This window comes from Chryseobacterium sp. GVT01B (assembly GCF_019970045.1).
GTDB lineage: Bacteria > Bacteroidota > Bacteroidia > Flavobacteriales > Weeksellaceae > Chryseobacterium.
Window position 1 is genome coordinate 118,546 of record NZ_JAHXYI010000009.1, and the last position, 25,817, is coordinate 144,362.

The 25,817-nt window shown below is 36.1% G+C and carries 26 protein-coding genes; 12 read left to right on the forward strand and 14 right to left on the reverse strand.

All coding sequences use genetic code 11. The annotated features are described in order from the left end of the window. The first annotated feature begins 111 nt into the window (after positions 1-111). The gene (locus tag LC457_RS20750) at positions 112-300 is read left to right on the forward strand and encodes a hypothetical protein (protein WP_223601542.1); all 189 of its coding nucleotides are present in this window, start codon (positions 112-114) and stop codon (positions 298-300) included. Between the two features lie 65 nt (positions 301-365). Here the strand turns inward: LC457_RS20750 and rpsB are convergent, their stop codons facing one another. The 3 genes from rpsB to rplM form a co-directional block, all read right to left on the reverse strand. Further along, positions 366-1,127: a 30S ribosomal protein S2 gene (gene rpsB / locus LC457_RS20755; protein WP_047373581.1), complete on the reverse strand. Its 762-nt coding sequence runs from the start codon at positions 1,125-1,127 to the stop codon at positions 366-368. Positions 1,128-1,310: 183 nt separating this feature from the next. After that, on the reverse strand, positions 1,311-1,697 hold the full coding sequence (gene rpsI / locus LC457_RS20760) for a 30S ribosomal protein S9 (RefSeq protein ID WP_047385930.1): 387 nt from the start codon (positions 1,695-1,697) through the stop codon (positions 1,311-1,313). Positions 1,698-1,703: 6 nt separating this feature from the next. Further along, positions 1,704-2,159, reverse strand: a complete 456-nt coding sequence (gene rplM / locus LC457_RS20765) for a 50S ribosomal protein L13 (RefSeq protein ID WP_027375420.1) — start codon at positions 2,157-2,159, stop codon at positions 1,704-1,706. 349 nt (positions 2,160-2,508) lie between these two features. Here rplM and LC457_RS20770 point away from each other — a divergent pair, with 349 nt between their 5' ends. Further along, positions 2,509-3,621 (forward strand): DUF3667 domain-containing protein, encoded by a 1,113-nt coding sequence (locus LC457_RS20770; protein WP_223601543.1) that lies wholly within the window; start codon positions 2,509-2,511, stop codon positions 3,619-3,621. On the opposite strand, the gene LC457_RS20775 is transcribed toward LC457_RS20770, so the two are convergent. Next, on the reverse strand, positions 3,618-3,950 hold the full coding sequence (locus tag LC457_RS20775; protein ID WP_047424972.1) for a hypothetical protein: 333 nt from the start codon (positions 3,948-3,950) through the stop codon (positions 3,618-3,620). The two genes, LC457_RS20770 and LC457_RS20775, sit on opposite strands and share 4 nt — an antisense overlap. 250 nt (positions 3,951-4,200) lie before the next feature. Here LC457_RS20775 and LC457_RS20780 point away from each other — a divergent pair, with 250 nt between their 5' ends. From LC457_RS20780 to LC457_RS20790, 3 genes are all read left to right on the forward strand, one after another. Continuing rightward, the gene (locus LC457_RS20780; protein WP_223601544.1) at positions 4,201-7,548 is read left to right on the forward strand and encodes a methylmalonyl-CoA mutase family protein; all 3,348 of its coding nucleotides are present in this window, start codon (positions 4,201-4,203) and stop codon (positions 7,546-7,548) included. Between the two features lie 91 nt (positions 7,549-7,639). Beyond that, on the forward strand, positions 7,640-8,698 hold the full coding sequence (locus LC457_RS20785; RefSeq protein WP_223601545.1) for a hypothetical protein: 1,059 nt from the start codon (positions 7,640-7,642) through the stop codon (positions 8,696-8,698). Between the two features lie 42 nt (positions 8,699-8,740). Beyond that, a complete protein-coding gene (locus LC457_RS20790; RefSeq protein WP_223601546.1) occupies positions 8,741-9,451 on the forward strand; it encodes a diphthine--ammonia ligase in 711 nt (236 codons plus the stop codon). A gap of 35 nt (positions 9,452-9,486) precedes the next feature. Here the strand turns inward: LC457_RS20790 and LC457_RS20795 are convergent, their stop codons facing one another. Then, positions 9,487-10,896, reverse strand: a complete 1,410-nt coding sequence (locus LC457_RS20795; RefSeq protein ID WP_223601547.1) for a pyridoxal-dependent decarboxylase — start codon at positions 10,894-10,896, stop codon at positions 9,487-9,489. A gap of 172 nt (positions 10,897-11,068) precedes the next feature. Here LC457_RS20795 and LC457_RS20800 point away from each other — a divergent pair, with 172 nt between their 5' ends. Continuing rightward, the gene (locus tag LC457_RS20800; protein ID WP_223601548.1) at positions 11,069-12,181 is read left to right on the forward strand and encodes a serine hydrolase; all 1,113 of its coding nucleotides are present in this window, start codon (positions 11,069-11,071) and stop codon (positions 12,179-12,181) included. Between the two features lie 16 nt (positions 12,182-12,197). Here the strand turns inward: LC457_RS20800 and LC457_RS20805 are convergent, their stop codons facing one another. Both LC457_RS20805 and LC457_RS20810 read right to left on the reverse strand, forming a co-directional pair. Continuing rightward, entirely contained in the window at positions 12,198-12,917 is a 720-nt protein-coding gene (locus LC457_RS20805) for a hypothetical protein (protein WP_223601549.1), read from the reverse strand. Continuing rightward, positions 12,914-13,237 carry a PadR family transcriptional regulator gene (locus LC457_RS20810; protein ID WP_142719194.1) on the reverse strand — a complete coding sequence of 108 codons (324 nt, stop codon included), beginning with the start codon at positions 13,235-13,237 and terminating at the stop codon, positions 12,914-12,916. Before LC457_RS20810 ends, LC457_RS20805 begins: the two co-directional genes overlap by 4 nt. A gap of 79 nt (positions 13,238-13,316) precedes the next feature. On the opposite strand from LC457_RS20810, the gene LC457_RS20815 reads away from it, so the two are divergent. After that, positions 13,317-13,841, forward strand: a complete 525-nt coding sequence (locus LC457_RS20815) for a 2'-5' RNA ligase family protein (RefSeq protein ID WP_223601550.1) — start codon at positions 13,317-13,319, stop codon at positions 13,839-13,841. A 27-nt stretch (positions 13,842-13,868) separates the two neighbouring features. On the opposite strand, the gene LC457_RS20820 is transcribed toward LC457_RS20815, so the two are convergent. After that, a complete protein-coding gene (locus tag LC457_RS20820) occupies positions 13,869-15,227 on the reverse strand; it encodes a M64 family metallopeptidase (RefSeq protein ID WP_223601551.1) in 1,359 nt (452 codons plus the stop codon). A 2-nt stretch (positions 15,228-15,229) separates the two neighbouring features. After that, complete coding sequence (locus tag LC457_RS20825) at positions 15,230-15,721, reverse strand: hypothetical protein (RefSeq protein ID WP_223601552.1); 492 nt, start codon at positions 15,719-15,721, stop codon at positions 15,230-15,232. A gap of 102 nt (positions 15,722-15,823) precedes the next feature. On the opposite strand from LC457_RS20825, the gene ruvC reads away from it, so the two are divergent. The 5 genes from ruvC (at position 15,824) to LC457_RS20850 (ending at position 19,359) form a co-directional block, all read left to right on the forward strand. After that, positions 15,824-16,378 (forward strand): crossover junction endodeoxyribonuclease RuvC, encoded by a 555-nt coding sequence (gene ruvC, locus LC457_RS20830; RefSeq protein WP_047424950.1) that lies wholly within the window; start codon positions 15,824-15,826, stop codon positions 16,376-16,378. 151 nt (positions 16,379-16,529) lie between these two features. Beyond that, entirely contained in the window at positions 16,530-17,600 is a 1,071-nt protein-coding gene (locus LC457_RS20835) for a DUF4407 domain-containing protein (RefSeq protein WP_223601553.1), read from the forward strand. A gap of 173 nt (positions 17,601-17,773) precedes the next feature. After that, complete coding sequence (locus LC457_RS20840; protein WP_223601554.1) at positions 17,774-18,367, forward strand: phage tail protein; 594 nt, start codon at positions 17,774-17,776, stop codon at positions 18,365-18,367. Positions 18,368-18,372: 5 nt separating this feature from the next. After that, complete coding sequence (locus LC457_RS20845) at positions 18,373-19,065, forward strand: T9SS type A sorting domain-containing protein (RefSeq protein ID WP_223601555.1); 693 nt, start codon at positions 18,373-18,375, stop codon at positions 19,063-19,065. Between the two features lie 96 nt (positions 19,066-19,161). Continuing rightward, positions 19,162-19,359, forward strand: a complete 198-nt coding sequence (locus LC457_RS20850; RefSeq protein WP_223601583.1) for a KTSC domain-containing protein — start codon at positions 19,162-19,164, stop codon at positions 19,357-19,359. Between the two features lie 53 nt (positions 19,360-19,412). Here LC457_RS20850 and LC457_RS20855 read toward each other — a convergent pair whose 3' ends face one another. The 5 genes from LC457_RS20855 to LC457_RS20875 form a co-directional block, all read right to left on the reverse strand. Continuing rightward, on the reverse strand, positions 19,413-21,281 hold the full coding sequence (locus tag LC457_RS20855) for a GEVED domain-containing protein (RefSeq protein ID WP_223601556.1): 1,869 nt from the start codon (positions 21,279-21,281) through the stop codon (positions 19,413-19,415). A 345-nt stretch (positions 21,282-21,626) separates the two neighbouring features. Then, positions 21,627-23,087, reverse strand: a complete 1,461-nt coding sequence (gene guaB / locus LC457_RS20860; RefSeq protein WP_223601557.1) for an IMP dehydrogenase — start codon at positions 23,085-23,087, stop codon at positions 21,627-21,629. A 188-nt stretch (positions 23,088-23,275) separates the two neighbouring features. Then, positions 23,276-23,980, reverse strand: coding sequence for a hypothetical protein (locus tag LC457_RS20865; RefSeq protein WP_223601558.1), 705 nt, complete (start codon positions 23,978-23,980; stop codon positions 23,276-23,278). A gap of 25 nt (positions 23,981-24,005) precedes the next feature. After that, the gene (locus tag LC457_RS20870) at positions 24,006-24,509 is read right to left on the reverse strand and encodes a DUF4252 domain-containing protein (RefSeq protein ID WP_223601559.1); all 504 of its coding nucleotides are present in this window, start codon (positions 24,507-24,509) and stop codon (positions 24,006-24,008) included. A gap of 12 nt (positions 24,510-24,521) precedes the next feature. Then, positions 24,522-25,808 (reverse strand): DUF4252 domain-containing protein, encoded by a 1,287-nt coding sequence (locus tag LC457_RS20875; protein WP_223601560.1) that lies wholly within the window; start codon positions 25,806-25,808, stop codon positions 24,522-24,524. Between the last annotated feature and the right edge of the window lie 9 nt (positions 25,809-25,817).

A 25,817-nucleotide genomic window follows, 5' to 3' on the forward strand; every position in this document is an offset into this window, starting at 1 on the left:
AACTTTTTATTTTTTAACCACTTATACATTCAAATAATTCCATATATTTAGAAATACATAATTGCGGTATCCGAAAAGCATATAGAGTAGGAAAAAACTAAAACTAAAACCATGAAAAATTTAAAAAAAGTCTCAAGAAATGAGCTAAGAACCATCAAAGGAGGATACAGAAGCTGTATAGACGGCTGTAGCATGGAGCTCGGAGAAATGTGTTGCAGCGGTGTATGCAGAATTGGAGTAATTATTCCTAGTACCGACCCTAATCTGCCTGACCTTATGGTATGCCCTAAAAAACCTTAGTATGAACAATAAAAAAACGCTGGACCAAAATCCAGCGTTTTTCCTATATTAAAGAAAATCTTTAATTATTCTGCATCGAAGTCAGCATCTTTATCAGCAGATACTACTTCTCCTTCTTCTTTAGATTTTTCTTTATCAGCTTTTCTTTGAGACTGACCTTCTTTGATAGATTCTGAAACAATGCTCAAGATCATATCGATAGATTTAGAAGCATCATCGTTTCCTGGGATAACGAAGTCAACTTTTCTAGGGTCAGAGTTTGTATCAACAATACCGAAAACTGGAATACCTAATTTCTTAGCTTCAGTTACAGCGATGTGTTCTCTCAAGATATCTACAACAAAGATTGCAGAAGGAAGACGAACCATGTCAGAGATAGAACCTAAGTTCTTTTCTAAGTTAGCTCTTTGTCTGTCAACTTGTAATCTTTCTTTTTTAGATAAAGTTTCGAACGTACCGTCTTTTTTCATTTTGTCGATAGCATTCATCTTCTTTACAGCCTTTCTGATAGTAACGAAATTCGTTAACATACCTCCTGGCCATCTTTCTGTAATATAAGGCATATTAAGTTCAGAAGCGTGTTTTGCAACAACTTCTTTCGCTTGCTTCTTAGTAGCTACGAAAAGAACTTTTTTACCTGCAGAAGTTAATTTTTCTAAAGCGCTGCAAGCTTCATCTAATTTAACTGCTGTTTTATGTAAGTCTACAATGTGAATACCGTTTTTCTCCATAAAAATGTATGGAGCCATATTTGGGTTCCACTTTCTAGTCATGTGACCGAAGTGTACGCCAGCCTCTAAAAGGTCTTTTACATTTGCTTTTGCCATGTTTTCTGTTTTTGTTAGTTTACTTTCCGTCTTTTAAACAATCAACAACTTCTTTAGATGGGAGAAGCGTTTGGATGCTAAACGTAACGGGCAATTTTTTTGTTTAGATAAATAGATTTTAGATAAAAGACAACAGACCGAAAAAATTCTGAAATCTGAGATCTTGAATCTGAAGTCTGAAAATTAACGTTTTGAGAATTGGAATCTCTTTCTTGCTTTTTTCTGACCTGGCTTCTTTCTTTCCACCATTCTTGCGTCTCTTGTAAGTAAACCAGCTGGTTTCAATGCTAATCTGAATTCAGCGTTGATTTCGCATAAAGCTCTTGAAATACCTAATCTGATAGCTTCTGCCTGACCTGTATTACCACCACCGAATACGTTTACGGTAACGTCATACTGACCAACAGTCTCAGAAAGGATAAACGGTTGGTTTAATTTGTAAACCATCACGTCTGTAGAGAAATATTCTTTAGCATCTTTACCGTTTACTGTAATAACACCAGAACCTGGTCTTACATAAACTCTTGCTACAGAAGTTTTTCTTCTTCCGATTTTGTGAACTATAGACATAATTAATTATTTAAATTCGTTAACATTAATTGTTTTAGGCTGTTGAGCTTCATGTTTGTGCTCAGTTCCTTCATATAAATAAAGGTTCTTAAGGATAGCAGCTCCTAATCTGTTTTTAGGTAACATACCTTTTACAGACTTCTCTAATACCTTTAAAGAATCTTTCTTTTGAAGTTCAGCCGCAGTCATAGACTTCTGTCCACCAGGGTATCCTGTATGCCAGATATAAGTCTTATCAGCCCACTTGTTTCCGGAAAGTGTAATTTTCCCAGCATTCAAAACGATCACGTTATCACCACAATCTACGTGAGGTGTAAAGTTCGTTTTGTGCTTACCTCTCAAAATCTTTGCAACCGTAGAAGCTAATCTACCTAACGGCTGTCCTTCAGCGTCTACCACAACCCATTCTTTATTCGCAGTAGCTTTGTTCGCTGAAACAGTTTTGTAACTTAATGTATTCACACGTTTTAGTTAAAGATTAAACATAATTTACCCCTAAAAGGGTGTGCAAAGGTACAAATTATTTTTGTAACCCAAAAACATATTTTATTTTATCTATATAATCGGGTCTACACACCCCTATATCAATAGATTTTAACACTATTATAATTTTGGCATGTATCTTGTAAATTGTTGTCGCGATGAAAAAAAACGCCTGGAAGATTCTAGAAACACAAATGAAACAGCAAAGAGTTTATTCCCTCAACTCTTTCTTTTATTAAGTTTACTTTAAAGATTTCCGCAAAACACATTAATATAATTACAGTTTCATTGAAATAATTATATTTGCGTTAATCATATTCCATAATTCATGAGCCACGGAAAACTAAGAGATGATAAAACCTGCCTGAACTGCGGACATCAGGTTGATGAAAGGTTTTGCCCCCACTGCGGACAAGAAAACATTGAAAGCAGACAACCCTTTCATTTTCTCTTTACTCATTTTATTGAGGATTTCACCCATTATGACGGACAGTTCTGGAAAACCATGCAATATCTGTTTACCCGTCCGGGGACCCTTACCAAAGAATATCTGGCAGGTAAAAGACAACTGTATGTTGCTCCTGTAAAGCTGTATATATTCATAAGCTTCATTACATTCTTTCTACCTAACATCTTACCTCACGCGAAAGAGGAAGCAGAAAGACCCAGCCATAATAAAGTAGAAACAAAGTCAAAAAAACAGAAAGAACTCCCCAAAGACATTGTAAAAGATTTGCAAAAAGAAGGAGTTTTATCTCATGAAGCTGCAGCGGCTACTCAGAAAGCGCTGGATACTCTAAAAGCTGCAGATACTTTAAAGATAAAAGATGTTGAAGCAAAAAAGGAACTCTTTGACCGTACATTTGATACTAAAGAAGCATCTCTTATGAATGCTAATACTCTGAAACAGTACGATTCTATTCTTGCAAAAGACAAAACAGGGATTTATACATTAATGAGACCAATTGCCAAGAAAGGATTTGCTTTAAAAGACGAAGGATACAGTAAACATCAGATTTGGGAAAAATATAAGGAAAACTTTATTCATACAATTCCCAAAGCATTATTTGTATATCTTCCCATATTCGCATTCTTTTTATGGCTGTTTCACAACAAAAAGAAATGGTGGTACTTTGATCACGGTATATTTACCCTTCACTACTTCTCTTTCCTTTTATTAGGAATATTGATATTTATAGTGGGAGAAAAGATAGTAAGCTATCTGCCGGACAGTAATTGGCTTACCCTATTATATGTCTTAGCCTGTTTAGGACTATCTGCCTATATGACGATCTATTTCTTTGTTGCCCACCACAGAGTATATGAAACAAAAAAAAGAACGAGTATACTAAAAGGATTGCTACTATTTATTATCAACTATATCGGATTACTCCTGATGTTTATGGTATTGATGTACCTAAGTTTTATTATGCTTCACTAATTTCTAAGGGATTTATTTCCTCTGAAGCTTGCAAATAAATAATAGGCAACGAAAACGGTAGAAAATTTCAGGATAGACGGAATTGCCAATTCAAGATTAAAAATTAAAGTTCCTGCCAGAACAAGAATTCCCATTCCTACAAATGACAGTCCTAATTTCTTAGGCAGTGAAAAATTGGGTGTATCCAGGTAATAAGCAAGCCCCCAGGCAGAACCAAAGGCAACAGCATAATAAATATCAAGTCCGATATTCTCTGAACTTAAAAAGAAATAATTGATCAGGAAGCTAATTACGGTTCCTAATCCGAAGTACATCAAAGCTTTTTGCATGTCTGTAAAAAATATTCTGCAAAAGTAGAGAATTTAATTTGAGAATGTAAAGATGAGTGTCCTGGAAAACGAAGTCACTGCAACTTGTTTTAACTCTGTGGGTTCACAACTTTCCGGGTATCCAATCCAAAAAGGGGATATATAATTAAATAAATCCAATTAATCAATTGACAATCAAAAGAATAAAATCAAACACCCGGTTCTTTTTTTATTGTTATATTTGAAAACTTAGAAACTTTCTAGAATTTTTATGGAAACCCAAAAATATACTCCAACCAACAAGGTAAGAATCGTAACTGCTGCCTCATTATTTGATGGGCATGATGCTGCGATCAATATTATGCGTCGTGTTATTCAGGGAACAGGATGCGAAGTGATCCATTTAGGACACGATAAATCAGCAGAGGAAGTTGTAAATACAGCAATCCAGGAAGATGCCAATGCTATTGCATTAACTTCATATCAGGGAGGTCACACAGAATATTTCAAATATATCTATGACCTTTTGAGAGAAAAAAATTCACCACAGATCAAAATTTTTGGCGGCGGTGGCGGTGTAATTCTTCCGGAAGAGATCAAGGACCTGATGTCTTATGGAATCGATAGAATTTATTCTCCGGATGACGGCCGTGAACTTGGACTTCAGGGAATGATTGACGATCTTGTACACAGATCAGATTTTGCGACAGGTAAAGAAGTAACTGCAAAAGACCTGGATACCATCAGCTTTGAAAACTCAACAAGTATCGCCAGCATTATCTCTGCTGTTGAAAACTTCTCAGAAGAAAAACCTGAGCTTGTAAAAGCGATTGACGAAAAGTCTAAAGATTTAACCATTCCAATTATTGGTATTACAGGTACCGGAGGAGCTGGTAAATCTTCTTTAACAGATGAATTGGTAAGACGTTTCTTACGTTCAAATACTGATAAAAAAATCGCCATTATTTCTATTGACCCTTCCAAAAAGAAAACCGGAGGAGCTTTATTAGGAGACAGAATCCGTATGAACGCAATCAACGATCCTAGAGTTTATATGCGTTCTATGGCCACCAGAGAAAATAACGTTTCCGTTTCACCATTCATTCATTCTGCATTGAACGTGTTGAAGCTGGCTCATCCTGATGTCATCATCCTTGAAACTTCAGGGATCGGACAGTCTGGTTCGGAAGTATCAGATTTTGCCGATGTTTCTATGTATGTAATGACTCCTGAATACGGAGCGTCTACACAGCTGGAAAAAATCGACATGTTAGACTACGCGGATCTCGTAGCATTAAACAAATCTGACAAAAGAGGTGCTCTGGATGCTCTTCAGGCAGTGAGAAAACAGTTCCAGAGAAACCACCTTCTATGGGAAAGTCCATTGGAAGACATGCCTGTATATGCTACAAAAGCATCTCAGTTTAATGACCACGGAACAACAGAACTATACAACAGATTAGTTTCTAAAGTAAACGAAAAATTTGCTGAATTAAAACTAAACGCTTTCGTAGAACAGGAAATTACAGACGAAGTAACAATTATCCCTCCGAAAAGAGTTCGTTACCTTTCTGAAATCGTTGAAAACAATAAACAATACGACATCAATATTGAAAAACAGGCTGAACTGGCCAGAACAATGTATCATATTGAAGGCGTAAAAAAAATAATTTCCAATGAGATTTTGGATGCTGAATATCAAAAGGCAGAAAAACATCTTCAACAGGAAAATATAGACTTCCTGAACACCTGGGATGATACGAAAAAAGCTTTCCAGGCAGAATTCTACTCTTATTTTGTAAGAGGAAAAGAGATCAAGGTGGAAACTTCCACAGAATCTTTATCCCATTTGAGAATTCCAAAAATTGCATTACCAAAATACACTGACTGGGGTGATCTGATCAAATGGAAAGGACAGGAAAACCTTCCGGGAAGCTTCCCTTACACTGCAGGAATTTATCCGTTCAAGAGAACCGGTGAAGATCCGACAAGGATGTTTGCAGGAGAGGGAGGTCCTGAAAGAACAAACAGAAGATTCCATTATGTTTCTGCAGAAATGCCTGCAAAACGTTTATCTACAGCTTTTGACTCTGTAACGCTATACGGACAGGATCCTGCTTTACCACCGGATATTTATGGTAAAATCGGAAATGCAGGGGTTTCTATCGCAACCTTGGATGATGCTAAAAAACTGTATTCCGGATTTGATCTGGTGAATGCACTGACTTCAGTTTCTATGACCATCAATGGTCCTGCACCAATGCTACTGGCTTTCTTTATGAATGCAGCCATCGATCAGAATGTTGAAAAATATATCAAAGAAAATGGTTTAGAAGCTAAAGTAGAGGCCAAACTTAAAGAGAAATTTGATGACAAAGGTTTAGAAAGGCCTAAATACAAAGGTGAACTTCCTCCATCCAATAATGGGTTAGGATTACAGCTTTTAGGATTAACGGGTGATGAAGTAATTCCTGCAGATGTATACGCAGAAATTAAAGCTAAAACAATTGCTACCGTTCGTGGTACCGTTCAGGCTGACATCTTAAAAGAAGACCAGGCTCAGAATACCTGTATTTTCTCTACTGAATTTGCCCTTAGACTAATGGGTGACGTTCAGGAATATTTCATCAGAGAGAAGGTAAGAAACTTCTATTCTGTGTCCATTTCGGGATATCATATTGCTGAAGCAGGAGCAAACCCTGTTTCTCAATTAGCATTTACACTGGCCAACGGCTTCACTTATGTGGAATATTACTTAAGCCGTGGAATGGACATCAATGATTTTGCACCAAACTTATCTTTCTTCTTTTCCAACGGTATCGACCCTGAGTATTCAGTAATCGGACGTGTAGCAAGAAGAATCTGGGCAAAAGCTATGAAATTAAAATACGGAGCTGACGAAAGAAGCCAGATGCTGAAATACCACATCCAGACTTCCGGACGTTCTCTTCACGCTCAGGAAATTGATTTCAATGACATCAGAACAACTCTTCAGGCGCTTTATGCGATCTATGATAACTGTAACTCACTTCATACCAATGCCTATGACGAGGCAATCACGACTCCTACTGAGCAATCGGTAAGAAGAGCGATGGCAATCCAGTTAATTATCAATAAAGAATTAGGATTAGCTAAAAATGAGAATCCGCTTCAGGGATCATTTATCATTGAAGAATTAACAGATCTTGTGGAAGAAGCTGTATACACGGAATTTGACAGAATCACTGAAAGAGGTGGTGTTCTTGGCGCCATGGAAACAATGTACCAGCGTTCAAAAATCCAGGAAGAATCTATGCATTACGAATGGCTAAAACATACAGGTGAATATCCGATCATCGGAGTGAATACTTTCTTAGGAAAAGACGGTTCACCAACTGTTTTACCAGGAGAAGTTATCCGTTCTACAGAAGAGGAAAAACAAGCACAGATTGAATCTCTGCACAATTTCCAAAAAGCGAATGACAGCAGATCTGAAGAAGCTCTGAAACAACTTCAACATGCAGCTATCAACCAGCAAAACTTATTTGAAGTGATGATGGATGCAGTGAAATACTGTTCTTTAGGACAAATTACCAATGCTTTATTTGAAGTGGGTGGTAAGTACAGAAGAAACATGTAATCCTTAATTGGACCTACATTTTTTTATAAATCAAACCTCAAAGGATTTCTTTGAGGTTTTTTTGTATTTTTAATTTTAAAACTAATTAACAATGAAAAAGATAATCGTGAAAACTAATTTTGAGAAAATCCTATTCTTAGTCATCATTTGTCTTACTTCTACTTTATGGAGCCAGAAACGTACCGAACCATTTACCATAAGTCTTCCCACCCATAAGCTGGAGAAAAGCTATTATAAAACGATAAAACTTATTGATAAAAGAGAAGATACCACTTCTTTAGGAATTGTACAGCAGGGAATGCTGAATGCCAAGGCTAAGGTAATTCCCACGTCCAGCATATCAAGCCAATTCCAAAATATACTGAACAGCATCAATGGAGATGATACCGAAGAAGGAACAATGGTTCTGTACCTGAAACAATTATACTTTGCGGAGGTTACTGCCAAACTCAGTGAGCATGGATACTGCTATTTTCAGGGATTTCTATTTTCAAAAAATAATGATGGGACCTACTCTTTGATAGATCAAACTGATACAGTAATTGATATCAAAGCAACAGATGTTACCACAAAAACGCTAGAAAAAGGAAGTGAAATGCTCGTAGATTTCATCAGTAAAAATGCATCTAAAAAGCCTGAAACAAACAATCATTATACGATGGAACAAGTAATGACCTTTGATGATACAGCCAAGCAGTCAATCAGTTTTTACAATTCACCTCAGCTGAAGGACGGAGTATATAGAAATTACAACGCTTTAAAAAATCAGCAGCCTGACCAAGAAATTACAAATGTCAAATTCTACGGAAATGCTCACAAAATTGTAAGAATCTATGAAATGGCAGATGGCAAAGAAAAGGAAATCAAAAAAGGCGATATTTATGCTATTGTCTATAAAGGAGAGCCATATATCTACCTTTCCATAGAAAACCTTTTTACGAAGGCAATAAAAAGAGATAATGATTACTATTTTATCGGAAAAATAAGGTCAAATCCCAATGCAGGAAGCATGATGGTAACCGGAGCTGCATTTTTTGGAGCAATTGGTGTTTTAATCATGAGCAATCCGGCCTATCCTTTTGAAATGAAGATTGATTACTTCAATGGTGGATTTATTCCAATCAAAGAAATTCAAAACAAAAATTATTAAGCCATAAAATCTCCTTATTTTTGGGAGATTTTTATTTTCAAAATGAAACCAAAAGCTTTATTCAACTGGAGCAGCGGAAAGGATTCTGCGCTTGCCCTTTATAAAATACTACAGGAAGATCAATATGAGATTTCTACACTGCTTACAAGTATTAATGAAGAATTCCAAAGGATTTCCATGCATGGAGTTCATGTTTCTCTGTTGGAAAAACAGGCCGAAAGTCTTGGAATTCCATTGATTAAAATGGAGCTTCCTAAAGAGCCATCAATGGAAGAGTATCAACAAATCATGAGTACAACAATGACTGGAATTCAAGCTCAGGGTATTACCCATTCTGTTTTCGGTGATATTTTCCTGGAAGATCTGCGAAAATACAGGGAAGACCAATTAAATGCGATTGGTATGAAAGCCATATTTCCCCTGTGGAAACAAAATACATCCAACCTCATCCATGAATTTTTAGATCTTGGTTTTAAAACCATTGTAACCTGTGTGAACGGAACTTATCTTGATAAAAGTTTTGCAGGACGGATTATTGATCAGAAATTTATTGATGATCTTCCTGAGAATGTAGATCCATGTGGAGAAAACGGAGAATTTCACACCTTTACTTTTGATGGGCCTATTTTCAAAAATCCGGTTCAATTTGGAATCGGGGAAACCGTCAAAAAGACGTATCCTAAACCTAAAACAACTCCTGAAGAAGAAGACAGCGAATATGTTTTCTGGTTTTGTGATCTGCTGATAAAATAAGCCTGTGAATATTAATCCACAGGCTTTTCAATATATTATTTTATTTCAGCAATGATTTCATTCATGAGATCAAATACCTGTCTGATATCTTTTTCACTGGTCATCCAGTTTACAAAGGCAGCTCTCATTCCTTTATACTGATTATACAAAGTAGGTGTCATAAAGACTTTTCCAGTATTATTAAGCTTTTCAAGAAATTGTCCTACCTCATCCTGTTTTGTATCATCTTTTAATGTAAAGCAGACCGTATTCAATCTTACCGGAGCCAGCAGTTTAAAATCATGACTACTCTCAATCAGCTGACCAAACTGTTGTGCCCATGCTATATTATTATCTACAATCTCCTGGTAACCTTTCTTCCCATATGCCATGAGAGAAAACCAAGCCGGAAGAGCCTTTAATCTCCTTGAGTTTTCAGGAAGGAAATTTAAATAGCTGAAATTTTCCAACGGATCGCCCAGATAAGGAGCATTGGAGTTCTGAAAAGTTTCTACTTGTAAAATTTTATATTGCTCTTTAATCAAAAACACTGCACTTTCATAAGGAACATTCAGCCATTTGTGGCAATCTACTGTAATACTGTCGGCATATTCCCAGCCCTCCACAAGGTGTTGATGCGTTTCCGAACAAGCCGCAAAACCACCGAAAGCGGCATCAATGTGCCACCAGAAATTATATTTTTCTTTTAATCTGCCGATCGCTTTAAAATCATCAAAATCAACCGTATTTACCGTTCCTCCACTTGAAATCAATATAAATGGCTCACCATTAAGCTTCAGAATATTTTCTTCCAGATCTTTGATATGGATTGCTTCACGGTTGCCTTCTTCCGTTTTAATCTTAACAATATTACCACTGCCAAGTCCTAATAGTGACAATGATTTTATAGAAGATGAGTGAGGTGTAGCCGTAAGTACCTTTACTGTTCCGGAAACGCCTTCTTTCGCAATATCTCTTCCCTGCTCTTTTCCCAGCCATTGACGACCAACGGCCAAACAGGTAAAATTAGACATCGTAGCTCCCGATACAAAACCTCCCAGAAAGTTTTCCGGAAGCTGAAGAAGTTTCAGTAAAAGCTGTATGGTTTCCATCTCTATTTTTGCGGAAGCATCTCCCTGCTCTGTTACAGACTGGGGATTCTGATCATAAACCGTCGTCAGCCAATCCCCAGCTATTGATGCCGGTGTAGCGCCCCCCGTTACAAATCCCCAATATCTCGGCCCTCCGGATCCAACCATGATGGGCTCAAATTTTTCATTAAAAATCCTTAAAGTTTCTTCTGTTCCGAATCCTGATTCCGGAAGCTCCTGCTTTTCTGGTATATTATTATTGATTACTGATGTTGATCTTTCTTCAATAGAGTTCAGGTAATCTGTTCCCTGTTCTTTGATGATATTCAGCAGATTTCTGATGTTTGCTGAATCATTTTTCAAGTGTTCATTCATACTTTGTAATACATTTTCTATATCAAATGTATTAAATGTGTACTAAAGAATCCATTAAATCCAGATAAAATTGATTCAAAACCCTTCCTAGCACGTAATTTGCATCCCTTAATGCTCTTGGATATTTTAGTATCTTTAAGAGTAACAACCATCATTTAAAAATACAACACCTGTGATCAAAAATTTAGTATTCCTGGCCCTATTCTGCTTTTTATTTTCCTGTACAACTACTGAAGCTCCAAAAGCCTCTCCCGTTGATAAAAAAGCAATTGTTGATTCTACTATTGCAGCTTTTCAGAAAACAATTTTAGAACAACAGATTGATTCTACTTTTAAAAAGTACCATTTCAATGGAAGCATTGCCGTTTTTAAGGACACCATTCCTCTTTACAGAAGAGAAAACGGATATTCTGATTTTAAAAAGAAAACTAAAATTGACAGCAATACTATTTTCGCCATAGGTTCGGTAAGCAAGCAGTTTACAGCTGTTTTGGTTTTACTCCAAATGGAACAGGGAAAACTGAATGTGACAGATAAAGTTTCAAAATACCTGAAGGAATTCCAGGGTAAAGAATATGAAAACATTACGATTCATCAGTTATTAAATCATACTTCAGGATTGAATATGGTGGGAGGAAAGCTGATGTTCAAGAGCGGTTCCGACTTCTTCTACTCCAATGATGGATTCAATACTCTTGGAAAGATTGTGGAAAAAGTTTCCGGAAAGTCCTATGCTGAAAATGTTCAGGAACTCTTTAAAAAAGCAGGAATGCTACATTCTTCAACGGGAGAAACTTTTAAAGGAAATAATTTTGCCAGTGCTTATTTGGGTACTCCTGCTAAATTTCAGGAAGTTCCCAACATGCCGAAAAGATTAGGCGGTGGAGAAATAGGAACTCCGGCTGGCGGAATATTATCTACCATTCAGGACCTTCACTCGTGGAACAACACTTTGTATGGCGGAAAAATTTTAAAGCTGGAAACCCTGAAGCTATTCATGGCAAAAAGTGCAGAAAGACGTCATGCAATCTTTGGAAAAATGGGCTACGCTTATGGTATCATGCTTAATATCGGGAAACCCAACTCTTATTTCCACAGCGGTTACATAAAAGGCTCTCCTTCACTAAACATCTATTATCCGGACACGAAAACATCCGTGATTATCCTGTCTAATATTGCCGATGAAGAAAAAGGGAAAGGAGTAATCTTCAGACCTCATATTGAAGTAAAAAAGATCACCGATCATCTGGAGAATACTCTTATACAGCTTAGATCACAACACTAGTTGAATGGTGTATTATTTATGCGGGTTTAAGGAATTCCTGCATTTTCAGCAAATTCTTTTTGTGTTCCATAAAATTGAATACAGCAAAAACAAGTGCCGTCTGCAATATAAACGGAAAAATCACGGTCACTAAAGTCGAAAAAATTTCAGTATGATTATTTTCTCTTAAAAACTGATAAGCATAATTCCCGTTTTTCATAACAACCTGGGCCATTGAAAAAGTACAAACTATCATCAATCCGATATTCTGCTGATACATTGTATAAAGGCTTTTCCCTTTATATTTAAAATCCGCTTTCAGGTATTTCCAGATCTTATAATTAAAAGCTAATATCAATATTGAGCCCAATAAAAAAGATCCGTTAAGCAGTTTGAAAAACAGATTATAATCGTCTTGATTTCTTGCGACAAATATCAACAATAAGTTAATACCAAAAGCCAGCATTCCTATCATTAAAGATTTTCTGAAAAGTCCGGCATATTTTTCCTGTATAATTCTTTTAGCAATCAAAGGGATTGCTGTTGGATAAAACAGCAGATAATTAACTAACTTAAATTCTCCCTTCCAGGATTCTTTTGTCTTTAAAAAAGCATCCTCGAAACTTATATTCTCCTTATTCTGAAGATCTGAAATCTGACTGATCATATGATCCCTGATTTCTACCAGAATATCCAATGAAATCTGCTGAGCGATCAGATAATCTGTAATTTTATTTTCCTGTTCTCCGGTTATCATAAATTGAATATGGTTTGTAGGTTTAATAAGTAACTTTTCATCTCAGTTTCTTTTTCTGCCTGTTGTGTTTTTCCTTTTTCAGTCAGCAGATAATACTTACGGTCTCTTCCATTGATCTTCTGAATTTCAGAAATAATCATTCCGTCACTCTCCAGTTTGTGCAGCAATGGATAGAGTGCTCCTTCCGTCATTTCAAGCTCACCTTCCGTAAGCTCTTTCGCCCTTTGGGTAATCTGATATCCATACATTTTAACTTCTTTGGAAAGAAGCTTCAAAATAATATTCTGCAGGGTACCTTTATAAAGACTATTCTTTTTCATAGAATGATTTATACCTTGCAAACATATGCATAATTTTCTTATGTATATAAATTTAATATAAAAAATTTTAATTTGCTTTATGAAAAAAATGTACTTCATAGCGATTTATCCTTCTCAGGAGATTATTGAAGAAATAAAAATATTTAAAGAAGACCTGGCAACGAATTATGCCAATTCAAAAGCTCTGAAAAATGAAGCCCATATTACATTATTTCCTCCCTTTTCCAGAGAAATTGAACTGGAGAATGATATTCATGTTGCTTTTCAGAAGATCAATACGGAAATCATGCCTTTTGAAGTAGAACTGGATGGTTTTGGAAGCTTTGCTAATCCTAAAAATCCTGTACTCTATATCCATCCAAAAGAAAATATTCATTTAACTGAGCTCTATCATAGGGTAAAAGAGTACTTTAATTTTGTCCCGTATTCTTTTAGTCCTCATGTGACTGTAGGATTCAGAGATCTGAGTTGGGAAAATTATCTTAAAGCCTGGGAAAAATATGAAACAAAGGAATACAAAACTAAATTCTTAGTTGATAAAATAATCCTTCTCCGTCACGATGGACAATGGGTACCTATAGCAGAGAGAAAACTGGAAAAATAAAACCGGCTGCTGGAGCCGGTTTTCAATTTATTCTTTTATGATCTTCTGAGAGAGAATCAGATTTTTGTTTTCTTTCACATTCAACAGATACGTGCCTGTCGGAAAGTTTTTAATATCGATCTTAATTCCGGCATCTTTTAATTCAAATCTGGATGGGATCAGTTTTCCGGAAGTATCATAGATTTCTACTTTTACATCTTTTGAAAAATCCTGTTTCCCTTTAATGAAAAATTCTCCGTCTGTAGGGTTCGGATAAACACTGAAACGTCTTTCTTCAGCTTTAACTTCTGAAAGTTTAAGAGTAGATTTACTCAGAGTCCAGGAAACAGTAGTAACATGCAGAGTACTATGGTTATCAACTTTCAAAAGCGGATTATTATCTACTACGGACAATGTTAAGGTATTATTTCCATTGTTCAGCTGCGCAGGAGTAATGGTAACACTGCTGCCTGTTGAGCCAAGTGTTGTTCCATTCAATATCCAGGTGTTGACTAAAGTATTAGGATTGGGAAGAATTTCAGTAGCTGTAAAAGTGACATTAGATGTAGCATCTACTGTAGTATTATTGGCAGGTGTATAGGAATCTATAGGGGATACTAAACTATGAATTTTTTCGATAATTGCCTCTTTACATACGGAGCAGAACTGCTGGTTAAGATACCTCATCTCACAACTCTGATGCGGACGGAACCAGCTAGGGCTTTCAGCATGAGCATATACCCCTACCCCATTTAATCCTACCCAGTTTTTCCATTTGATCGTCGCAGGATTAGAATTCTGTGTTTTATTGGGAGATTCCAATGAACCTGAGAACCAATATTCATCTGCCAGTTTACCAAAAGAGTGCCCTAGCTCATGTACCACAATTTCATTTGAAGATCCATTTAATGAAGCAAAGGCATACGTTCCTCCACAGCCTCCATATTCTGTGGAATTCCCCAATATATAAGTAATATCGTAATCAGGAATATTAGCAGCCAGCACTTGTCCTACTTTATTGGTAGTATTACTATATATACATCTGTGAACTCCAACATCGAAAGTAGAACCGAGATAGTTGTTCGGATTGGTAACCGGGATTACAGGCTCAGTAACATCTGTTGCTGTTCCTGGATGCTTCACTCCTGATTCTGTGGAAATTACTTTTACAGCATAAGCATTAAAGTAATTTTTATATTCTGTATAGGGGCTTTTTGTAAAAAGATAATTGACCGTATTTTGAGCTGATGTTGTAAAAGCGGCTTGCTGTGCAGCGGTAAATCCGTCTCCTAAAACAGCAATAATAATCCTTTTGCTGTTGTCTCCGTTCTGTAAAAGCGGAACTGTATCGAATGTCTGGGCAAAGCAGCTGCTTCCAACTAAAAGGGATAATAAAACTTTTTTCATAATTATAGTTTTTTGGTGAATAATAGCTGTACTCCATCATCAGTTGCCTTTTCAACCTTTACCGTCTGAACATTTTCAGAATAGGAAAAGCGGGCACTGAATTCTGTGCTTTGAAGAGAGGCTTTATGTCTGGAAATCCCTTCTTTTTCGTATACTTCCAATTCAGGGTTAAAAGGATCTCTTACAAGCTGTCTGGCAATTTCTTTCCCACTAGACTCTGTGAGCGTAATAATAAAGTCTCCTTTATGAGCTTCATTTCTTTCAAAAGAAGAGATTTGCTTCAATCTTCCATCTGTAATTTTACTGCTCTGAAGGGCAACTTTTGCATTTCCGGATTGATCTTTATCTGCCTTGAAAAACAAATAAATAATACGATCGCTTTTTTTTGTCAAAGTTTCAGAAAGCGATTGCCTTTTTTGTGTTAATCCATTCTCTTTCTGAAAGCTACAGAACAGAAAAACAGGAACAATGAGTACATTAAATACATTTTTCATAATCATTTTTGTTTAAAGGTACTAAAGTTTTAAATATAAATGAAAGTCATTTCCAATACTTTTCACCCTTAAAAAAACTTAGAAAGTCCTATCTTTGAGGCAATGATTTCAGAGAAAATAATTTTAGGTATTGACCCGGGAACAACTGTGATGGGGTTTGGCATTATCTCCGTAAAAAAAGGAAAAATGGAGATGGTTTCTATCCATGAACTGATCTTAAAAAAATACCCCAATCACGAAACTAAGCTCAAATATATTTTTGAAAGAACACTGTCTCTTATCGATGAGTTTCATCCTGATGAAGTTGCTCTTGAAGCTCCTTTCTTTGGAAAAAATGTACAGAGTATGCTTAAACTGGGCCGTGCACAGGGAGTAGCCATGGCTGCCAGCCTTTACAGAAATATTCCTATCACCGAATATTCTCCGAAAAAAATCAAAATGGCCATCACCGGAAACGGAAATGCCAGTAAAGAACAGGTAGCAGGGATGCTTCAGAATCTTCTTAATTTAAAAGAATTCCCTACCAAATATCTGGATGCCTCCGATGGACTTGCCGTTGCGGTATGTCATCATTTTAATTCCGGAACTATAACGGATACAAAATCGTATTCCGGATGGGAAAGCTTTTTGAAGCAGAATCCGGATCGATTGAAATAATTTTGATCTTTTCTTGCATTCTTTCAAAGTACTGTTTTAAACCTCTAAAAAACAATATTTTACAAAAACGCACACAATTACTTGGTAAAACATAATACTATCTTTTACATTGGTATGATTTTTAGTACTACCTTTGTATAAATTTTCAGTTATGAAAACAAACCAACAAACTATAAATCAAGGGACTCATAAAATAAACTGGTTCCAAAAATTTCTGATGGTGTGTTCCGGCGGGAACATCCATATCTTAAGAAAGACCCCAAGCGAATGGAATAAATTTTCCGGGATTGGAGGGATTGTACTTTTTACTGCAGTATTCGCTACTTTATCTGCAGGCTATGCCATGTATACGGTATTCGACAATATCTGGGCTTCCATAGGATTTGGAATTCTTTGGGGGCTGATGATCTTTAATCTTGACCGTTATATTGTTTCTTCTATTAAAAAAACAGGAACCTGGTGGAATCAGATTCTGATGGCTATTCCCCGTCTTATCCTTGCTACATTTTTAGGGATTATTATTTCAAAACCATTAGAGCTTAAAATTTTCGAGAAAGAGGTAAATAAGCAGTTGAATACAATTATTCAAAGGAATAAAAAACAACTTCAGGGTGAAATGAGTGGAAGGATTCTTCAACAGAGCGGCCCCTTTGAAACTGAAAAACAACAGATTTCAGGAAAAGTAGCACAGTATCAGAAAGCCTATGATTCCGCATCAGTAGAACTTGAAAAGGAAATTCTGGGAAAACAATCGGGTTTAACCAGCGGAAAAGAAGGTTACGGACCGAATGCTAAACGTAAACAGGAATTAAAAGAGCAGCGCAGACAAGATCTTGAGAATTATCAAAAACAAGCCGCTCCCAGACTGGAATATCTGGATAAAGAAATATCCAAGGTATATACCAATCTTGAAACCGAAAGAAAATCTACAGAAACTTTTGAGGATAAATTCAATGGATTTGCAGCAAGGCTTCAGGCATTGGATGAACTGGGCAAAAATTCGGCAATTATAGGATTGGCAGCAGCTTTTATCATGGGATTATTTATATGTCTTGAGATATCTCCGGTTCTTGTAAAATTAATTTCTCATATAGGGCCGTATGATTATCTTTTAGAAAAAACAGAAAATGATTTCAGATTGTATTCCAAGGAGAAAATAGAAAAGGGAAATGCTCTGACAGATTTCAGGATTGAAGATTTTAAGGATAATTTGAAAAATTAATGATCCTCTGCATTGACTATTAAGCGATTTAAAAATTAGAGAAAAAATCTATAAAAAACTAATATTTAATTAATAAAATCTACCTTTCGTTAAATTAACGAAAGGTTTTTGTTTTTATCATTGATTATATATTAAATATTTTCTAATTTTATATTACTTAAAACCTTGTCATCATGAAAAATTTATTTCTTGCATGTACACTGCTGATCTGCAGTGCATTTGCCCCTGCCTTAAAAGCACAGGCATCAGAACCATTTTTAGGGCAAATAGCCTTTGTACCTTATAATTTTGCACCAAAATACTGGGCAGAATGTAATGGGCAGATCCTGCCTATCGCTCAAAATCAAGCACTTTTTTCATTGCTAGGAACCACTTACGGAGGGAATGGAACAACCACATTTGCTTTACCTGATATGAGAGGAAGAGTACTTGTTCATAACGGACAGGCTCCGGGAGGCCCTACTACGTATAGCATGGGAGAAACCGGAGGAGCTGAAAGTGTAACACTATTGATAACACAAATGCCAGCCCATAACCACACGGTAAATGCCGTAACAGCGGAAGGAAATCAGAATTCTCCAACAAATAATCTTCCGGCAGACACCAAAGTTCTTGATAAGGAATATTCCGATGCAGCCGCTAACACCATAATGAAAAGCACAATGGTAGGAAACACAGGAGGAAATCAGCCTCATGAAAACAGACCTCCCTTCATCACGTTGAAATGTATCATTGCATTGGCAGGAGTATTTCCGTCACAAAATTAATAGTTATGAAAATTCTTTACGTACTATGTCTTGCTATGGGAAGCTCAGCTTTTACGCAGACAATAACTTTCAGCGGATGTCCTAATCTGTTTGATAGCCCGCCTAATACTTATGTGTTTAACAAAACGGGAGTGGACGCTTTTAGTAAGAACATTTATATGACTACTCCTATTGATGGAGGGCAAGATTGTAGTGGATTAGGCACCTGTGAATTTAAAATCCAATGGAACAACACCCTTACCAGATGGGAATTTCTTGGTGATGAAGGAAATGGAACTTTTACGACTCCTTATCTGATTTATTATAATTCAATGGGAAACAATTCTGTTCCGATACCTCCAGGCAACAGCGTTGGAACATGGGTTGAGAATACTGTAATGACTAACGGGCAATGCGGTGGAAATCTTACCGCAGTAAATTCTACCATGACGGGTGACGTACAGACTACAACATTGGGAACTTCAGATCTTTCTAAAAATAAAATCCAGATTTTTCCAAATCCTGTAACAGATTTCATTCGTATTTCCGGTATTGATGACGGGCTGTCTGTTCAAATTTACAACATGGATGGACGCCTTATAAAATCTGAAATGTTTGATTCAAAAATTGATGTCTCACAACTTATTTCAGGCGGTTATATATTAAAGATAAATACCCGGAATTTTCAAACTCATCAATTTAAATTCGTGAAAAAATAACAGATCATTTTAACAAGAAAAAACTTTGAAGCTTTCGGAATTTCCGGAAGCTTCTATTCTTTTCTGACAAGGAACATTTTTTGTATGAACTGTAGTATGCCTTCAAGTGTTGTACATCATTTCATTTATTTCCCGGATACTGAAATATTACGAATTATATATCAGTCAGGAGCTGTTTATGATTATCTTAAAGTTCCGTCCGACATTATTGAAAAGTTTAAGGAGGCAAGATCCAAAGGGCAATTTTTAAATAAAGTAATCAAGCCCAGATTTAAATACCGTAAAATTGAATAAAAAAATGTCTCCATCGAAATGGAGACATTTATATATATTAAACTTTGATCAATTTATTTGATGATCAATTTTGAAGTTTTAGAATCTTTTCCGTTAGAAACCTGAATCATATATACTCCTTTTTCTAATTGCTGCTCTACTTTGAAAATACCATTTCCTTCTTCAGTTGCAGATGGACTTGCGATCAATCTTCCTGCCATATCAGAAATAGAAACTTTCAGGTTTTTACCATTTTTAGCTTTAATGAAGATCTTATCTCCTGTTGCAACCGGGTTAGGATAAACAGTTAAATCATTATTATCCGCTTTCACCTCGTTTGTTCCTAAGTTCGTAACAAATTTTACAGTATAGTCTTCAACCTGTCCGTACATTAATTGTCCACAAGGAGTCATGTTAGGATTCTCATCATCTACAAGAACTCTCATTCTTAGCGGAGTGTTAAGTACCACTGAAGCAGGTGCCGTAATAGTAGTATTGTAAGTACCTATTTCTGTAACCGGATCTGCTGCAATATTATCAGCAGTACCCACAAGTTCAGAGGCTTCAAATGTTCCATTATTATTATAGTCAATCCAAACTCTCACATCGTTATTTGAACCTGATAAATTTACCTGAAGGTTATGTGTTCCTGTGGAAGAAAGCTCAGTAGCTGTAGCTTTCAGACAGTTTGCTCCTGTATAATCTTCATAAAAACTAGTATTATTATGCCAATATCCTGTAGTTGCATTATTAATACTTCCTAATTTCACAAGAGTTGGGCCAACAAAATAATCATCTGGTGTAGAGATCCCTGATGGATTACATGTTGCAGCAATAGGTGTTCCAATCGCAGCAGCATTAGAAGGGGCTGTTCCACCTAATGAAGTACTCAAAGATCCTCTCATTAAAAAGAAATAAAGAGCTGCTCTGTCATGCTGTCCATTGGTAAATTTGAATGCAATTGGGTTGGTATAGTTCATCATGTTATACTGTACTCCCTGATAGTTTGCTCCTGTACAATAATTCATATCATTGTTAGTAGGTGCAGGATCATTCAGCAAGCTTCTTGATCTTTCTGTATCGCACACCTGGTCATCATCCTTATTACAATCATTATTAGTCATCGCTGGACAGTAAGTAGTAGAAGTAGTCCCTTGCGGCGGTTGAGCGTTAGCATTTCCAAAAGTATGAAGTAATCCCATACTATGTCCAAACTCATGAGCCAAAGTAATATCATCCTGTAGTGTAACCACAAAAGATTTCATAAAGGATTCGTAGTTAGCATCAGCATTTTGAGGCAATCCAGCCCAGCCCATAATACCATAGGTTCCACCTCCATCTACTTTGTTCATAATATAAATGTTAAAGTAAGAAGCTTCTGGCCAGTGCGGAGCAATTGTCTTAACCTGATCTGTACTAACACCAGATGTCCCACTACGGTTTATCCCATTGGCATCATATCCTGGAAGAGTACCACCATTATATCGAACAATCCCAGTAGTTGCATTACAGTTAGGGTCTCTTTTGGCCAATACCAACTTAATCGGCATTGTAGCAGCTGTACCAAAATCTGCAGGAATTCCCTGAGCCCACTGATAAGTACCTGCATACATTTGATTACAATGATCCAGCCAAGCCTGAATTTGAGCATCACTCTTATTGTAAGCAGTACCAATAGCAGCTCCTGTAGGTGCTATTATGTGTACTACTACAGGAATTTCATAAACTCCATTTACAATTTTGTATGCACTTCCTCCTTTAGCAGTAGTATTTTGATTACCGCTAATAATTTTGTTACGCATATTGCGAACCATTTCATCAATTTCCGCATTTTGTTTTTGGTGTACTCTCTGTTCATTATCAAAGTCACACCAATCTTTTTTTTGCTGTGCTGATACTGAAAGGGATAGTAGCAATGCCCCACAAAGGATAGTTTTCTTCATTACAATATTTCAAAAAATTAATAGATTAAAAATTTACAATTTCAAGCATCTATCAATAGTATTTATTATCAATAATCAGCACAAAATTTAAAATTTTATTACAGTTAGTAGAAAAACATTTATAATTGTTACATTTTAAACCAAAAATAAAATTAACGTAATTACAAACAGTATTCGATTAATTTACATTATTCCTAATAAAAAGCAATAAAAATAACAAAACAATAAATTAATAAAAACAAAATACAAAACTAACCCACTACTAATCAATACATTAATCTAAAATTACAAAATAAAAAACCGCACTAATTGTGCGGTTTTTAAAATATAAATTCAATAATGATTTTATAAAGAATAATTCGGAGCTTCTTGTGTGATAATTACATCATGCGGGTGAGATTCTTTCAATCCGCTTCCTGTAATCATTACCAGTTTAGAATCTTTTTGAAGAGTTTCAATATCCTTAGATCCACAATATCCCATACCAGCTCTTAAACCTCCTGTCAATTGGAAAATTACATCTTCCAATTTTCCTTTATGTGGAACTCTTCCTTCAATTCCTTCCGGAACGAATTTTTTAGCTTCACTCTGGAAATATCTTTCTTTACCACCTCTCTTCATAGCAGAAAGACTTCCCATACCTTGGTAAGACTTAAATTTTCTTCCCTGGAAAATGATTTCTTCTCCCGGAGCTTCATCTGTACCCGCTAAAAGAGAACCAAGCATTACGGCTCCTGCTCCACTTGCAATAGCTTTAACGATATCTCCTGAAAGTTTGATTCCACCATCAGCAATTACTGTTACATTTTGTGACTTAGCATATTCGTAAACGTTATAGATTGCAGATAACTGAGGAACTCCCACACCTGCAACGACTCTTGTTGTACAGATAGAACCTGGACCCACTCCAACTTTAAGTACGTTGGCTCCGGCTTCAATAAGGTCTTTTGCAGCTTCTGCGGTTACGATATTTCCACCTACAACATCAAGGTTCGGATATGCTTTTCTGATTTCTGAGATTTTGTCTAAAACTCCTTTAGAATGACCGTGTGCTGAATCGATTGCTACGATATCAACTCCTGCCTGTACCAAAGCCTCAATTCTAGCCAATGTATCTTCTCCTACTCCAACTCCAGCTCCTACGATAAGACGACCGTTCTCATCTTTATTAGCGTTTGGATATTCCAATTGATTATCAATATCCTTGATAGTAATTAATCCTACAAGTTTATTATCTTTATCTACAATCGGAAGTTTTTCAACTCTGTTTTTAAGAAGGATTTCTTTTGCCTTTTCAAGATTGGTATCTTTGTCTGAAGTGATCAGATTTTCTTTGGTCATGATCTCTTCTACTTTCATATCAAGGTTTTCCTGATATTTTACATCTCTGTTGGTAATAATTCCAATCAGAACATTATCAGCATCTACTACCGGAAGACCTGAAATCTTATATCTTGACATAAGGCTTTTCGCCTCTCCCAAAGTATGATCTTTAGATAAAGTTACCGGATCAGAGATCATTCCGTTTTCGGAACGCTTTACGCGGTTCACCTGAGCAGCCTGCTCAGCGATTGTCATGTTTTTGTGAATAAAACCTAATCCTCCAACTCTTGCTAAGGCAATAGCCAGATCAGCTTCAGTAACTGTGTCCATCGCAGCGGAAACTATCGGAACATTCAGCGTGATTTTGTCGGTAAGTCTTGATTTTAATGAAACCTGGTTAGGTAAAACTTCTGAATAAGAAGGGACTAGAAGAACGTCATCGAAAGTGATGGCTGTCTCTACAATTTTGTTATGAATAGACATCTTTACTTTCTTTGCAAAATTAGGTTATTTTAGTGAGATATGAAAATCCTTTTTAATAGTTTAAATAAAATTTAATAATCAATAACTTAAATCGAAAAAACCGCTCTTTTATCAGAACGGTTACGGTACAAAATAATTGAATATGTAGAAACTACTTGTTAAGTTTAATCAATATTGCCGCTAGTAGGTTATTTTACCGGGTTTCCATTTTCATCCAATTTCTCAATATGGGTCTGATTATTTTTATCGACGTATACTTTTAATCTTACTTTCCCTTTTGTATCACGGATAAAAATCCCTACATCTCCATTCGCTGTCTTGCCGGCAAAAAACCGTTCATTTCCCAGCTTACCCTTTTCCCGTAGCTGTGCAAATGCTTTTTTTGAATCTTCCGGATTATTAATTTTTTTGATTGAATCTCCAGCCTTAATAATATCTTCCAGCAGAAAATCATCCGGTCTGTCCCAAAGTTTTAAACCATATACTCTTTTTTTATCATTCCCTATTGATTCAGAATATTGCAGCTGCATAATCTGATCTGTATTTCTTTGATCTACAGAATATACCATTCCGGACCCTTTTTCATCAGCATCATATACAAGCCCTCCACATTCGTCACCCATAGAATTGAAGAAAATAAGTCCTGCTTCTCTTTCACGGGGTTTCATTTCTTTGTGATTCACCAATCCGGGGTGTTGGCGCTCCTTATTACTGATAACCATTTTTAAAGTTCCGTCCTTCTCAATGATATTGATGCGTTCTACATCTATTTCTTTAAAACGTTCGTTAGAAGATTGGTTTTTAAATGCGAGAAAGAAAAACATCGCACAGAGTATGGTGAGTACAACGGCATAGATTTTAAGGATACGGACTTCTCTTATCAGTTTTTCCATGCTGTGAATTTTTTGGGATTAATGGTTATTTAACGGAAACAGAATTAATCATTTTTGAGATATCATCAGGAGTAAAATTTCCTTTCACATCTACAAACACCATATCCTTACTATTGGAACCTACAGTGATCAGCATATTTTTAATAGCGTCACCGTCTTGTTTCACCCTTATATTGACATTATCGCCGTCATGCTTTATGGTAGCCCATTCTTCATAATGATTATCGTTCAGATATTGAGTATAATCATTCAGCATTTCTTTACTTCCGTTTGTTACGGTAAGAACTTTTATTTTTGAAGCTTTCTTTACCAGATTAATTGTTTCCTCACTTTCTCCGTCTTCTCTTAAAGCCTTCTTAATATAAGATTTAGCAAGAACCATGGGTACATTAATACTTGCAAACTGAGCTCCTTTGAAATCATATTTTGAATTCTGGAAAAAGTCAATATTCGGTTTTTCTGAAACGATGCATGATTGAAGCATGCCCAGCACCAGAATAGCGAGAAAAAAATGTTTAAGAGTCTTCATAGGTTAGTTTTCTTATTTGATTTGTCTGAAGCTTCCGCCCGAAATTTTATCTACTTTGGCATCCAATTCAGGATTTCCTCTCAATTTTACGGCTGCTCCGGATGAAACACTTACTTTCAATTTATCTGTTACCAGTAAAGAAAGACTTGCTCCAGAGGTAGATTCTACTACTGCTGTTGAGATCTTAAGATCATCAGCTTTACAAGACGCTCCACTGCTGATATCAATTACAGCAGAGGCTGCCTCTCCTGATAAGCTAATACTTGCTCCGCTGGAAGTATCTAATGCCAGCTTTGGTGTTTTAATATCAATATCTATTACTGAACCTGAGCTTACTTCTACTGCTGCAGACTCTTTTACATTGAATGTTCCTTTAATAATAGAACCAGATTCTGCTTCTATTGCAAGGCTGCTTTCTGTAACAGGGTTCACTGCTGTAAAGACACTTCCTGAAGATGTTTTTATAGCACTAATGCTGGGAGCTGAAACATTGACGTTAAGATTTTTAAATCTCAGATTTCGAACTCCTTTGTTGTCAACATAGATCTTTAAAACTCCGTTTTCCACTTTTGTAATCACATACTGAAGCTTATCTGCATCTGCAATAACTTTTACACTTCTTGTATTTTCCTGTTTGTAGGTAACATTTACTCCTACGCTGGCATCTATCTTTGAGAATTCACCCACGTTTCTGTTATCTCCGTTCAGGTAAGATGATGTATTCCCTGAAGTGAGGTCATTTCTCACGGAAGTTGTCACAGAAGAAGTAGTTGTTTCACCGGAATTAATGATCTTGTTTACATCGGATAGCTTCATTTTTCCATTAAGAATAAAAATAATATTCTCTTCTTTGGAATCAACGTTGAAAACAAGGTTTTCAAGATAGTTATCTTTCTCGTCTTCTGCCAGGAATTTCATAGAAGTTCCATCGCTGCTCATAGACATTAATTCATTGAAGTTTAATGAGTTCAATGCATCATTTATTCTCGCCGTTTTATCTTCATTCATTTTTATATTGGCAAGATTCTCATCTTTTAAACGATCTGGAAAGGTAATTTTAGGAATAATTAAAATTTTAAGTCCATCCACATCGTTCAGGATCGGTTTTATTTTTCCGACATAAGCATCATCAACATCAATGGTATTCAATAGCTTGAACATCGGCTTTTTAATATTGATAGATGTCACTCTTCCCTTTTTTTCAAAATCCTGAAAAAGCTTGTCTAATTTCTCAGTCTGTGCAGAATAAGTTGCAAAGCTGCTTAGCATTACGGCTATTATAAAAAATATTTTTTTCATGGGATTGTT

Excerpts from the sequence above, each read along its gene's own strand:
- LC457_RS20750 (WP_223601542.1), top strand. The coding sequence starts at position 112 with ATGAAAAATTTAAAAAAAGTCTCAAGAAATGAGCTAAGAACCATCAAA.
- rpsB (WP_047373581.1), bottom strand. The coding sequence starts at position 1,127 with ATGGCAAAAGCAAATGTAAAAGACCTTTTAGAGGCTGGCGTACACTTC.
- rpsI (WP_047385930.1), bottom strand. The coding sequence starts at position 1,697 with ATGTCTATAGTTCACAAAATCGGAAGAAGAAAAACTTCTGTAGCAAGA.
- LC457_RS20770 (WP_223601543.1), top strand. The coding sequence starts at position 2,509 with ATGAGCCACGGAAAACTAAGAGATGATAAAACCTGCCTGAACTGCGGA.
- LC457_RS20775 (WP_047424972.1), bottom strand. The coding sequence starts at position 3,950 with ATGCAAAAAGCTTTGATGTACTTCGGATTAGGAACCGTAATTAGCTTC.
- LC457_RS20780 (WP_223601544.1), top strand. The coding sequence starts at position 4,201 with ATGGAAACCCAAAAATATACTCCAACCAACAAGGTAAGAATCGTAACT.
- LC457_RS20785 (WP_223601545.1), top strand. The coding sequence starts at position 7,640 with ATGAAAAAGATAATCGTGAAAACTAATTTTGAGAAAATCCTATTCTTA.
- LC457_RS20790 (WP_223601546.1), top strand. The coding sequence starts at position 8,741 with ATGAAACCAAAAGCTTTATTCAACTGGAGCAGCGGAAAGGATTCTGCG.
- LC457_RS20795 (WP_223601547.1), bottom strand. The coding sequence starts at position 10,896 with ATGAATGAACACTTGAAAAATGATTCAGCAAACATCAGAAATCTGCTG.
- LC457_RS20805 (WP_223601549.1), bottom strand. The coding sequence starts at position 12,917 with ATGATAACCGGAGAACAGGAAAATAAAATTACAGATTATCTGATCGCT.
- LC457_RS20810 (WP_142719194.1), bottom strand. The coding sequence starts at position 13,237 with ATGAAAAAGAATAGTCTTTATAAAGGTACCCTGCAGAATATTATTTTG.
- LC457_RS20815 (WP_223601550.1), top strand. The coding sequence starts at position 13,317 with ATGAAAAAAATGTACTTCATAGCGATTTATCCTTCTCAGGAGATTATT.
- LC457_RS20820 (WP_223601551.1), bottom strand. The coding sequence starts at position 15,227 with ATGAAAAAAGTTTTATTATCCCTTTTAGTTGGAAGCAGCTGCTTTGCC.
- LC457_RS20825 (WP_223601552.1), bottom strand. The coding sequence starts at position 15,721 with ATGAAAAATGTATTTAATGTACTCATTGTTCCTGTTTTTCTGTTCTGT.
- ruvC (WP_047424950.1), top strand. The coding sequence starts at position 15,824 with ATGATTTCAGAGAAAATAATTTTAGGTATTGACCCGGGAACAACTGTG.
- LC457_RS20835 (WP_223601553.1), top strand. The coding sequence starts at position 16,530 with ATGAAAACAAACCAACAAACTATAAATCAAGGGACTCATAAAATAAAC.
- LC457_RS20840 (WP_223601554.1), top strand. The coding sequence starts at position 17,774 with ATGAAAAATTTATTTCTTGCATGTACACTGCTGATCTGCAGTGCATTT.
- LC457_RS20845 (WP_223601555.1), top strand. The coding sequence starts at position 18,373 with ATGAAAATTCTTTACGTACTATGTCTTGCTATGGGAAGCTCAGCTTTT.
- LC457_RS20850 (WP_223601583.1), top strand. The coding sequence starts at position 19,162 with ATGCCTTCAAGTGTTGTACATCATTTCATTTATTTCCCGGATACTGAA.
- LC457_RS20855 (WP_223601556.1), bottom strand. The coding sequence starts at position 21,281 with ATGAAGAAAACTATCCTTTGTGGGGCATTGCTACTATCCCTTTCAGTA.
- guaB (WP_223601557.1), bottom strand. The coding sequence starts at position 23,087 with ATGTCTATTCATAACAAAATTGTAGAGACAGCCATCACTTTCGATGAC.
- LC457_RS20865 (WP_223601558.1), bottom strand. The coding sequence starts at position 23,980 with ATGGAAAAACTGATAAGAGAAGTCCGTATCCTTAAAATCTATGCCGTT.
- LC457_RS20870 (WP_223601559.1), bottom strand. The coding sequence starts at position 24,509 with ATGAAGACTCTTAAACATTTTTTTCTCGCTATTCTGGTGCTGGGCATG.
- LC457_RS20875 (WP_223601560.1), bottom strand. The coding sequence starts at position 25,808 with ATGAAAAAAATATTTTTTATAATAGCCGTAATGCTAAGCAGCTTTGCA.